The 10,173-nt window shown below is 40.6% G+C and carries 10 protein-coding genes; 2 read left to right on the forward strand and 8 right to left on the reverse strand.

The genetic code is table 11. The annotated features are described in order from the left end of the window. Positions 1-179 precede the first annotated feature (179 nt). The 6 genes from J7Q84_RS16315 to J7Q84_RS16340 form a co-directional block, all read right to left on the reverse strand. A complete protein-coding gene (locus J7Q84_RS16315) occupies positions 180-1,295 on the reverse strand; it encodes a nicotinate phosphoribosyltransferase (RefSeq protein ID WP_209096054.1) in 1,116 nt (371 codons plus the stop codon). Positions 1,296-1,349: 54 nt separating this feature from the next. Continuing rightward, positions 1,350-4,301, reverse strand: a complete 2,952-nt coding sequence (locus J7Q84_RS16320) for a DNA translocase FtsK (protein WP_209096056.1) — start codon at positions 4,299-4,301, stop codon at positions 1,350-1,352. 211 nt (positions 4,302-4,512) lie between these two features. Next, positions 4,513-5,310 (reverse strand): DUF1444 domain-containing protein, encoded by a 798-nt coding sequence (locus J7Q84_RS16325; RefSeq protein WP_209096058.1) that lies wholly within the window; start codon positions 5,308-5,310, stop codon positions 4,513-4,515. A 64-nt stretch (positions 5,311-5,374) separates the two neighbouring features. Continuing rightward, entirely contained in the window at positions 5,375-5,689 is a 315-nt protein-coding gene (locus J7Q84_RS16330; protein WP_209096059.1) for a thioredoxin family protein, read from the reverse strand. A 90-nt stretch (positions 5,690-5,779) separates the two neighbouring features. Beyond that, positions 5,780-6,289 (reverse strand): DUF84 family protein, encoded by a 510-nt coding sequence (locus tag J7Q84_RS16335; RefSeq protein ID WP_209096060.1) that lies wholly within the window; start codon positions 6,287-6,289, stop codon positions 5,780-5,782. A gap of 198 nt (positions 6,290-6,487) precedes the next feature. Further along, positions 6,488-7,561, reverse strand: a complete 1,074-nt coding sequence (locus J7Q84_RS16340; protein WP_209096061.1) for a M42 family metallopeptidase — start codon at positions 7,559-7,561, stop codon at positions 6,488-6,490. Positions 7,562-7,736: 175 nt separating this feature from the next. Between J7Q84_RS16340 and J7Q84_RS16345 the strand changes: the two genes are divergently transcribed. After that, on the forward strand, positions 7,737-8,045 hold the full coding sequence (locus J7Q84_RS16345; protein ID WP_209096062.1) for a PepSY domain-containing protein: 309 nt from the start codon (positions 7,737-7,739) through the stop codon (positions 8,043-8,045). Positions 8,046-8,079: 34 nt separating this feature from the next. Here the strand turns inward: J7Q84_RS16345 and J7Q84_RS16350 are convergent, their stop codons facing one another. Further along, the gene (locus J7Q84_RS16350; protein WP_209096063.1) at positions 8,080-8,919 is read right to left on the reverse strand and encodes a YtnP family quorum-quenching lactonase; all 840 of its coding nucleotides are present in this window, start codon (positions 8,917-8,919) and stop codon (positions 8,080-8,082) included. Between the two features lie 481 nt (positions 8,920-9,400). Between J7Q84_RS16350 and J7Q84_RS16355 the strand changes: the two genes are divergently transcribed. Continuing rightward, entirely contained in the window at positions 9,401-9,901 is a 501-nt protein-coding gene (locus J7Q84_RS16355) for a hypothetical protein (protein ID WP_247739329.1), read from the forward strand. A 76-nt stretch (positions 9,902-9,977) separates the two neighbouring features. Here J7Q84_RS16355 and J7Q84_RS16360 read toward each other — a convergent pair. Continuing rightward, positions 9,978-10,173, reverse strand: a 196-nt coding sequence (locus J7Q84_RS16360) for an IS3 family transposase (RefSeq protein WP_209096065.1), incomplete at its 5' end; no start/stop codon positions are given.

A 10,173-nucleotide genomic window follows, 5' to 3' on the forward strand; every position in this document is an offset into this window, starting at 1 on the left:
GTAAGACAGTATATGTTGGTTTTTATGTTTTGGTAATCCTCTGTTTATTTCCTTACAATTGTTCCCTCTATATACAAGTCAAAAACATAACGAATTCATTATATCAAACTTCATGTCGTTGCACCATTTCTATTCTATTACAGAAAAAAGCTGGGGAACATTGCCCGCCAGCTTTTCTTTCAGCCTTCTCTTTTTGTAAGCTCAACACGTTCCAAGCGAGGATTTGGACGATATTTCCTTCCCGCTTTTGCTTGCGGTTCGTCATTCAGTTCCACGTTGTCTCCCGTAAATCCTATATGCATTTTCAACAAACTGCTTCCTACCCCGTATATGTCAACTGGTACACGCTGCAATTCAAATTCACGAATTCGTTTTTCATCAAATCCGCCGCTCACTACAATCTTTACATGATGAAATCCCTCTTCATCTAATGCTTTACGTAAAGCAAAGATGAGTGACGGGTTTACACCGCGCGGATCAAATGTTCCTAACACTTGTGGATTGCGAATAAAATACTGATCAATCATAGTCCGGGATGTATCTACCCTAACCCCTTTCAATTCAGAACCAAATTCACGCGCTACCCTTAATGCATCAGTAATGACATCATTATTATAGTCGATTAATACTGTCAAATCATCCTCTGGGAATTTTTGATGATACGCTCGCGCTGCTTCCACTACATCTCCATTGAACATTTGAATCAATGCGTGCGGCATTGTTCCCATGCCCTGTTTGCCCCACCATTCATTCATTGCATGTGTGGCTTGTGCTGTAGATCCTCCCATATAAGCTGCATATCCATCGCCCGCTTGCTGAGTATAGTGATCGTCACGATCTCCCATGAAAATAACAGGCTTTTGAATACCGGAGCTTTTGGCAGCTTGCATAACGTTATATACATTCGTTGCTACTGATGTACGTCGCCCTAATATACCGTCAATCACTCCTTCTAAAAATCCAAAGTATTCATACGGCCCTTTTATCGTCAACACCGTTTCAAACGGACTAATTTTATCTCCGTCTTTCAATGAATGGACTTCTAACTCGTCCGGATTCTCCGCAAATGTTTGAAGCATTGCGATAATTTCGTCTGTTCCGCATAACACTGCATGTTCTTTTTGGAAAAATTGCATTGTCACTTTCGTTTTCGGTTTATATTCTTTAATAATATCGCGTGTTTTCAAGAAGTAAACAGCAGAAAACCATCCTTCTCCGACACGCTGATCAAATTTGAACGTTTTGTTGGTTAAGCGTTTCAATTTTCCTTGCAGCTTTAATTCGATTTCTTTCATTATAGTTACTCCCCAATTATGTTTCGATTTCTGTTAGTATGAGGTCAAATTTTGTTAAACATTCATCTCTTGTAGAGCAGCCAAATCTTCCTCTGTAATTAATACATCTCTCGGCTTTGTTCCTCGCTGTTCAGAGATGATCCCCTGTAGCTCCATTTCTTCTATCAGACGTGCAGCTCTGTTATACCCAATACGAAACCGCCTTTGTACAGAGGAAGTGGACGCACCTCCTTGATCTAATACAAATTGGCAAGCTTCAAAAAACAGCTCGTCCTCTGTTTCATGCTGTTCAACCTTTGCCAATAAATCTTCTTGCTGAAATAAATAATTCGGTTTCATTTGTTCTTTTACGTGAGCTACTGCGCGTTCAATTTCTTCATCTGATACGTATACCCCTTGTACACGAATCGGCTTGGATGTACCGTTCTCTAAAAATAGCATATCCCCGCGTCCTAATAGCTTTTCAGCTCCGCTAATATCAATGATTGTACGAGAATCTACTTGAGATGATACTGTGAAAGCAATGCGCGTTGGAATATTCGCTTTAATTAATCCGGTAATAACATCAACTGAAGGACGTTGCGTTGCAACTAACAAATGAATGCCGCATGCGCGTGCTTTTTGAGCAATGCGGCAGATTGCTTCCTCTACATCAGCAGGTGCAACCATCATTAAATCTGCAAGCTCGTCGATGACAATCACAATATACGGCAAAGCTTCTCCCCCAGCAGTATTTTGCTTAACTAGATCATTGTAACGACTCAAGTCACGTACTCCTGCATGAGCAAACATCTCATACCGTTTCTCCATTTCTTCAACCGCCCACTTTAAAGCTCCCGTTGCTGCCTTCACGTCTGTAATAACAGGTGAGACTAAATGTGGAATATGATTATAAGGTGCCAGTTCCACCATTTTCGGATCAATAAGCAACAGTTTCACTTCATGCGGCAGAGCCTTATAAAGAATACTTGTTAAAATAGCATTGATACAGACACTCTTCCCCGACCCTGTCGCTCCCGCAATAAGACCGTGAGGCATCTTTCGAATATCAGTCACAATAGGTGCACCTGAAATATCAAGGCCAAGTGCTACTGTAAGCGGAGACGGGTCTTTTATAAACACAGGACTCCGCAAAATTTCTCTCATAAATACAGGTTTGCTTTGCTTATTTGGCACTTCCACTCCAACCGCATTTTTGCCTGGAATGGGGGCTTCGATACGAATATCCCTTGCTGATAAATTCAGTTTAATATCATCAGATAAATTTGTGATTTTATTAACTTTTACTCCCGGATCCGGCTGCACTTCAAAACGAGTGACCGCCGGGCCTTGTGTAACATGCACCACTTTGGCCCCTATATTAAAATTGAAAAAAGTTGTATTAAGCAGCTCCGTTTGCATATCCAACCACTCTGTATCACTTCCACTCGTATGATTTGGCACGTTCAAAAGAGTTAAGGAAGGAAACGCATATCGTGACTGTTCAGGCTCTATTTGTTTTTTTTGAGCGTATTTTAGTTTATCTTGCTTTAACATGACCACATTGTATGGAACAAAGCGTTTTTTCTCCCGTGTGTTTTCCTTGTCAGCAACCGGTACAACCTCATCCCGTTTTTCTTCCGCAACAGATGCTAGACTATCCGCCTCTTGCCTATTTTCACCTAATTCTTCATACAGATCCGGCTGCTCTAGTGCATTCTCTTCTACAGGATGCAGTGATACTTCCGCTTCCTCTTCTGCTTCTATTCTCTCTGGCTCTTCATACAGATCCGGCTGCTCTGCTGCATTCTCTTCTGCAGACTGCAGTGATACTTCTGCTTCCTCTTCTGCTTCTGTTCTCTCTCGCTCTTCATACAGATCCGGCTGCTCTAGTGCATTCTCTTCTACAGGATGCAGTGATACTTCTGCTTCCTCTTCTGCTTCTGTTCTCTCTCGCTCTTCATACAGCTTCGGTTGCTCTGCTGCATTCTCTTCTACAGGATGCAGTGATACTTCTGCTTCCTCTTCTGCTTCTGTTCTCTCTGGCTCTTCATACAGATCCGGCTGCTCTAGTGTGTTCTCTTCTGCAGGATGCAGTGATACTTCTACTTCCTCTTCTATTCTCTCTGGCTCTTCGTGCTCCTGCATAGCAATACTCACTAGTTCTTCTACCACTGCAACCGGCTCTATTCTTTCTTTTTCTTGAACTACTTCCTCGAATTCAGCTTCCTGCATTTGCTCTTCTGTATTCATTTCTGTTTTTAGCTGTTCCTGGATAACTACCGGCTCTATTTTTATATCTTCTCGACCCTTTATACAAGCCAACTCCTGCTCATTGGACCACTTTACATTTTCTTCCGCAATCACTTCTGCAATAATTTCCGTGACAGCTTGCAGCTGCTCTTCTCCTGTCCCTTCATAAGACCAAGCGGCTGCTTCTATGTACTCTTCCACAGCATTCTCTTCGAGAATCTGCTTTTCCATTTCATCTGGCTCTTGCGAAAGAAACCCTTGCTTTTCAAGCCAAGCATCTACAACAGAAGTTCCTCGTTTACTTAATTCCAAATCCTCTTGCAGTACCTTACGATATACCACTTCCTCTTCGCTTGGTCGTTTATATCCAAATATAGGAGAAATGGTTTCAGTTAGCCGGAACGGTCGTCTGTTAGATTCACTCAGTTTTGTTCGATGAAGCTCCTTCACAGGAGCTTTCACCTGCTTCTGCTCCGTTTGTACCGGCTGCACTTTTTGAACAACTCTAGCTTCCCGAACAGGCTGCACATTTAGAATAGAGCTCAAGTTTTGAACAGGCTTCATCGATTTTACCTGTTTTTCCTTTTCTATGCGTTGTGGAGTACGCTGTTTATCATCTGGAATTAATGGAAACCGAAATTTACCACTCGGATATTGATAAGAAACTCTGGTTTCCATTTCTCCCTTTTGAGGTGGCTTATTCTCATGTAAAGGAACAGCGTTGCTTGACTGTTCTTCCTCTTTATTCAAAAACTTTTTCATCCAATCTAGCATAGACTCCCCCTCTTTCCTAAAGTTCATATGCTTTAACACTCTGCAAATAGAGTTTTCACTTTATTTTAACAGCAATCGACTGACTTTGCAGACGAAAATCCTCTAAAAATGAGAATTCGAAGTAAAATTGCTCGGGAAATGTTTTGTTTTTTCTTCACTCAATAAAAAAACCGCTAGTATCTCTAGCGGCTGTATCCAACCTTTACCATAGCTATTCTTTAATGCGTTTTTTCCCCAAAATAAAGATGGGCTCCAATTCATTACTTTCATATACAAAGGATAACGATGTAATCGGTACGCGGCCTTCCATAAAAAATTTCATTGTAATTTGTGCTAGCACATCGTATCCAGTTTCATTTCTAATGTCACCTATAATTAATACATCTTGGTGCGGAACCGCTACAACCATTTCTCCCACAGCTTTTTCCTTAAAACTGTGCAACAACGATTCATCTAGAATACGGCTCGCGTCATATCCGTCATTCGCACGAACAAAATAAAAAACATTGCCTGCTACTTCATCTTGCTTAACCTCTGTAGATAGAGAACGAATATTAAACAAAGCCATTTCTTTCACTTGCTGCTCATCATATCCTAATGTTTGCAGCAATTCTTCGTCGATTAAGCGATACGTCGTACCAGAATCTACTGCATAATAAATACGCGTTTCTGCTGTATGCTCTGCCGTAATCAAGCATTTCCCGTCAGAGCTTTCTGTCGGAAATGATGTGGAACGTATAACAGGAAAAATTTTTGTTTTTTCTGCGGTTGTTTCACTATGCATCGCAACTAATGCTTCTTCTACATAATACGCTACTTCCTCAATGGCTTTTTCTTTTTTTGTATGCCATTTCGCCATTACTCCAGGAAGTGAAATAGTAATCCCTTTTTTTGTTTCTTTATGTTCAAAGCGAAGCGTATCTTTTTCACGATCATGTCGGACTGCCCACTCTGGTCTTTCTAATCGTGTTATGAGTGCTTCCTTTAACAGCTTGCTGTTCATTTTCATGCTGCTTCCTCCTTTCAATCCAATACGAGAGCATATAGATGGAGGTTGTGCTCACCTAGCTATTCTATTTCAAGTTCTCGATAAACTCTTCGATTTCCTCCTGCGTTTTCCGGTCCTTGTTCACATAACGGCCGATTTCGCTTCCTTTATTATAAGCGATAAAACTTGGAATACCAAATACATCAAGCTCAATGCATAAATCGATAAATTTATCGCGATCTATATAATAAAACGAACAGTCTTTATACTTCTCTATTACTTCCGGCATAAACGGGTCAATAAAACGGCAATCCGGACACCAATCTGCTGAGAATAAAAAAATAACGTTCTCTTCTTGCTTGATTTCATGAAATTGTTCAACACTCTCAATTTTTTTCATAAATATGCCTCCCAAGTAGTCTTTCTTTCATAGTACAAAAGGTTCACACAGAAATCCACTAATACACTCTTACATTTATAATTGAGATATTCACCTCATTTGATATTTGTATTGCCCGACAAGAAGCTTAGCAACATGCGTAAACATTTCTTCCCGGTTAATATAGCCGCTTGTAAAAATACCGACAGCTCCTTCATTGCTTCGAATATCGTTACGCTTTGTATAAGCGTCCATCACCTGGCTCAGCTCAGCACCTTCTTTTAAAGGCGTCAAAAACTCATCCGGAAGCTTAATCCGTGCACCACCCGCAACGACAGTTACTCCGTTATAAACAGCAAGTGCTCCCCAGTTGCAAAGAAACAACCCGTATGCAGTTTCTACTACGCCTCCTTCCAGACCAACTCCAATATCAGCTCCTGTTTCATTCAAAGCTGCATTAGCACGATTGAGTGCTCCTTCCATCGTTTCCTCATCAGAAAAAGGCTGCGCCGACACACCGGAAGGGACAGAGATAGGAATAATGGTGACCGATTTCTCTATAAACGCTTGGGCTACAGCCCCTACCTTTGTTTTATTTAACGAGCCAACTGCAATATTCATTTTTGAATGCTCCTTACATTGTATAAATTTTTCATTCAGAAAAATAATATCAAACCCAATTGTTAATTGCGTCATTTTCGTATTAATTGCTCCGAATTGATTCTTAATTGCTCCAGTTGCAAATTAATTGCTCCGAACCTTCAATCTTTTCATTCGTATGTAAAAAAAGAAAGACCGCAAGCGGTCCTTCCTTTTATATTATCCATTATTTTTAATTGTTTCTACCGTTGTACGGTCCGTTGCTTTTACCAGTTTAACTAACAGCTCTTTTGCAGCTGCGTAGTCATCTACATGCATGATGGATGCATGTGTATGGATATAACGAGAGCAAATACCAATGACAGCAGATGGTACACCTGAGTTGCTTGTATGTACACGTCCCGCATCTGTTCCGCCTTGAGAAACAAAGTATTGATATGGAATCTTATTTGTTTCTGCTGTATCTAATACAAATTCCACCATACCTTTATGCGTTACCATAGAGCGGTCCAAAATACGCAGCAATGCACCTTTCCCTAATTGACCAAATTCTGTCTTTGAACCGGAAGCATCATTTGCTGGACTTGCATCCAGTGCATAGAAAATATCTGGATCAATCATATTTGCAGCTGTTTGCGCTCCGCGAAGACCTACTTCTTCTTGTACTGTTGCACCAGAATATAAAAGATTCGGAAGCTTTTCACCCTTTAATTCTTGCAGCAGTTCAATCGCTAAGCCGACACCGTAACGATTATCCCATGCCTTAGCTAACAGCTTTTTCTCATTTGCCATAGGAGTGAACGGACAAATCGGTACAATTTGCTGCCCTGGCTTAATACCAATTTCAATAGCGTTGTCATAATCATCTGCGCCAATATCGATAAGCATATTTTTAATGTCCATCGGTCTAGAACGCATCTCGTCGCTTAACAGATGCGGAGGAATAGATGCTACAACGCCGACAATTGGCCCTTTTTCTGTAATAATTTGCACTCGCTGAGCTAATAACACTTGGCTCCACCATCCGCCAAGTGGCTGAAAACGAAGCATTCCATTTTTCGTGATTTGCGTTACCATAAAGCCAACCTCGTCCATATGACCGGCAACCATTACACGCGGACCATTTTCATCGCCCTTTTTCACACCGAAAATGCTTCCTAAACGATCTTGAATAATTTCATCTGAATATTTTGCAAGCTCACTCTTCACAAAACGGCGTACCTCATGCTCAAAGCCCGGCGCACCCGGAAGCTCTGTTAACGTTTTGAACAGTTCCATTGTACTTTGGTTCATTTATATAGACTCCTTTTTCATAAAATGGAATGCATTTATGTATACTAGCATTATAATCTATTGTATCGAAATTTTTAAAATCTTTCTAGTTTCTTCTTTTTTCAATTGGGATTAGCAACTTTTTTATAATTCGATTATACTTGTGTTAGATTCAAATACAAATGAGGTGAAATGAATGAACTGGAAAAGCTTATTTGCAGGCTTAGGCTTAGGCTTAGCTGCTGGATACATAATTGGAAATAAATTACCGAAACAACATATATCAGCTGAAAAAGCGTTAAATATTGCCAAACGAACATTTTCAAAAAAAGGTGAAATTACAGGCTCTTGGATTCATATGGTGCCGGAAGTATTTGAACAATACGACTTAACTTATGATGTATACCGTGGTGGCATCACCGCCATTATTGACGGTGTGCAAAACCGCTTGGAATTCTTAGTGGATTCTAGCACTGGAGCAATTTTAGAAGTAAAACAGGCTTAAGCCTGTTCATTAAAAAACCCCTTTTTAGGGGTTTTTATTTCCTCTCCAACTTTTCTGTTACCTTACCCTCTTTATCCCACTTCACAGCACGATAGTACGCATCGTGATAAAAGCTGAACCAGGCATTCTGTTCAATACCGTAGCTTATCCATTCTTGTTTCTGATAAATGGATGTCATCGGATAATCATCATATGCCATCACCCAAAGTGCATTTTGATGAGCATGGGTAGGGAGTAAATCACCAAGATGCAACATTGCGTCACTTCCATCTTGTATTATGATAATGGCATGTCCATCGCTGTGCCCGCCAGTATGTACCATCTTTACTTGATTAGTAATCTCCGCTTGCTCTTTAAATGGCTTTACTTGATGAGCAATCGGCTCCCAATTTTCCTTCCAATACGTATTTCGAGAGCGAATATTAGGATTCTTCATTTCCTCCCATTCCACTTCAGAAGTGTAAATAATGGCATTTTTAAAAGTAGATACCAGCTTGTCTTCTTCCCACTTGGTCAATCCTGATGCATGGTCAAAATGCAAGTGGCTCATGAGTATATAACCAATATCATCGGTGGTCAACCCTAACTGAGCGAGTGATTGCTCAATAGAAGACTCTTCTGTCACACCTTGATTGCGCTTCATTTTCTCATTCATTTTATTATTGCCAATTCCAGAATCAATCAACATGTTACCAGCTTTTGTTTGCAATAAAATCGGGTCGGTTCGCAAATGAATTTGATTCGCTTCATTATGCTCATACTTTCGGGACCATAGCGCCTTTGGAACCACTCCAAACATAGCTCCGCCGTCTAAGTGCGTATTTCCGCCTCGCAGCCAAGTTGCTTTTATCTCTCCAATATGCAACGTTTCCATCCTTCTCCACTCCTCTTATTTGCTTATACTACTATATTGTAGCATAGAGAAGATGCTGTTTTTACAATAATGGAAATTGTATGTAAATTATTATAACGCACACAATTGTTTCTGGAAGAAACTGTTTACAAGAAATGGAGACGCTTCACTTACAAATTAGTCCCTAAAGATTGTCCACATTATTTGTAGAATAAACTGGTATGCTATACATTGAAAACAAATCATACTGTATCGGGGTGTTGTTATGCAGGAAGGTCTTACAACAAAGTTAGGTCAAAATAATTTTTGGTTTCCAGGGCGTTGGCTGGGAGGGTTTACTATGCTTTTAGGTCCCATCCTTTTACTTGCCGGAGTCGTTCTTCGATTTCCATTCCACTTCTTCTTTCCCCAACAGCTTGCGGCCTTCAAAGAATATCCAACCCTTATGACTGCATCATACAGCATGTTTATCGCAGGTAATGTTCTCATGTGGCCCGCCGTTATGACGTTGATAAGACTGATTAGTATCAATAAACCAAACTGGGCATTTTGGGGTGGGACCTTCGCTATATTCGGGCTCTTTGCTCGTGCATTTCATGCAGGTATTGACCATCTTGCCTTTCAACTGGTTCGTATTCAAGGATTGGAAGAAACAACTAAGAGTATTGCCGATTCATACGGAGCATTTCACATTTTTCATACCTTTTCTCCCGCCATCTTATTCGGATGGATTATCCTTGCAATTGGCGCTTATCTTTCTAAAACTCTTGGTCTGCTCCGTTCTGTCTCTCTAGGGTTAATGTCAGCACTCCCTCTAGGTGTTCTCAAAGGTACCACTCCATTCTCGGTTATCGCTACTGTTGGGCTTTGCATCGCCTTTGTCCCTCTTGGTTGCAAGGTGATAGGAGACGGCCCTGTCCCTAGTCTACGTAATCTCATAACCTGGTTTCTATTGATAACTGTACTTGGCATTCTGTTCTTCTTCATCGGTCAGGCTGGATAATTGATTCCTTTCAACAAAAAAAGACTGTGTGATCTGGACTTACCCCTGTCAAGTAGACACATTTAAATAAGACCGACTAAGCAACCGTTGTTAACCTGTATTTTACAGGGGAACAACGGTTGAGTCGTTTTTGTGACCGTTCATGATTATAGAAGTGGATATACTCTTCAATCGCTTGAATAAGTTCCTGTTCTGAATTAAAATTAGATAGATACACCAATTCACATTTGAAGTGTGAGAAGAATGATTCAACGCAAGCGTTGTCTAGACAG

The sequence above is a fragment of the Bacillus sp. 165 genome, assembly GCF_017742235.1.
Taxonomy (GTDB): Bacteria; Bacillota; Bacilli; order Bacillales; family Bacillaceae_G; genus JAGHKQ01.

Coding starts and splice junctions, on each gene's coding strand:
- J7Q84_RS16315 (WP_209096054.1), bottom strand. CDS start 1,295: ATGAAAGAAATCGAATTAAAGCTGCAAGGAAAATTGAAACGCTTAACC.
- J7Q84_RS16320 (WP_209096056.1), bottom strand. CDS start 4,301: ATGCTAGATTGGATGAAAAAGTTTTTGAATAAAGAGGAAGAACAGTCA.
- J7Q84_RS16325 (WP_209096058.1), bottom strand. CDS start 5,310: ATGAAAATGAACAGCAAGCTGTTAAAGGAAGCACTCATAACACGATTA.
- J7Q84_RS16330 (WP_209096059.1), bottom strand. CDS start 5,689: ATGAAAAAAATTGAGAGTGTTGAACAATTTCATGAAATCAAGCAAGAA.
- J7Q84_RS16335 (WP_209096060.1), bottom strand. CDS start 6,289: ATGAATATTGCAGTTGGCTCGTTAAATAAAACAAAGGTAGGGGCTGTA.
- J7Q84_RS16340 (WP_209096061.1), bottom strand. CDS start 7,561: ATGAACCAAAGTACAATGGAACTGTTCAAAACGTTAACAGAGCTTCCG.
- J7Q84_RS16345 (WP_209096062.1), top strand. CDS start 7,737: ATGAACTGGAAAAGCTTATTTGCAGGCTTAGGCTTAGGCTTAGCTGCT.
- J7Q84_RS16350 (WP_209096063.1), bottom strand. CDS start 8,919: ATGGAAACGTTGCATATTGGAGAGATAAAAGCAACTTGGCTGCGAGGC.
- J7Q84_RS16355 (WP_247739329.1), top strand. CDS start 9,401: ATGACGTTGATAAGACTGATTAGTATCAATAAACCAAACTGGGCATTT.